1 protein-coding gene is annotated in these 536 nt (G+C 42.4%); it reads left to right on the top strand.

Annotated elements, in window-relative coordinates:
• The coding region (locus tag GM154_RS25535) for a flagellin (protein ID WP_258020061.1) at positions 1-105 on the top strand (105 nt) is incomplete at its 5' end.
• Positions 106-536: the final 431 nt, after the last annotated feature.

Below are 536 nucleotides of genomic sequence, written 5' to 3'. Positions count from 1 at the left end.
GAAACATCAGAAATGACCAAGCAGCAGACCCTGCAGCAGGCTTCGACTGCGATCCTGGCTCAGGCCAACCAGCTGCCAAACGCTGTACTCAAGCTGCTCAACTAATCAGGGCTGCTTTGTTGAAAGGGGAAGATGCGAAAGCATCTTCCCCTTTTTATTGCGATTTAAAAGTATGTTTCCGAGATGTTAAGCGAATGCTGGTAGAGTGATGAGAGGTTAAAACTCTCGCTTGGTAACTTAGTCAGACGCCTGTTTCTATTTGAATTGCAATAACATAAGGGCTTTATACGCTATAAAGAGATTTTGATGCATCTTGGACTTTGTTTAATAACTTTTTCAAGGATATTTCTTTTGACTGCCTGAGCCGATTATTTGACTAATTTATATGTTGCGTCAAACTTTTGATGGCTAGAATTTGGATATATATCTGAGAAAATTTAGCTAAAGAAAGCCGAATCTGAGCCGAAATAGAGAGTAACCAGTTTAGGCCATCTGCTGTAGGCGGGTGGGGTGGCGAAGTTAGCCAACTGCTTGGG

This window comes from Pseudomonas sp. MAG002Y, from assembly GCF_019400845.1.
Taxonomy (GTDB): Bacteria; Pseudomonadota; Gammaproteobacteria; order Pseudomonadales; family Pseudomonadaceae; genus Chryseomonas; species Chryseomonas luteola.
The sequence above is the reverse complement of the archived record's forward strand: the minus strand, read 5'-3'. Positions and strand labels throughout refer to the sequence as shown.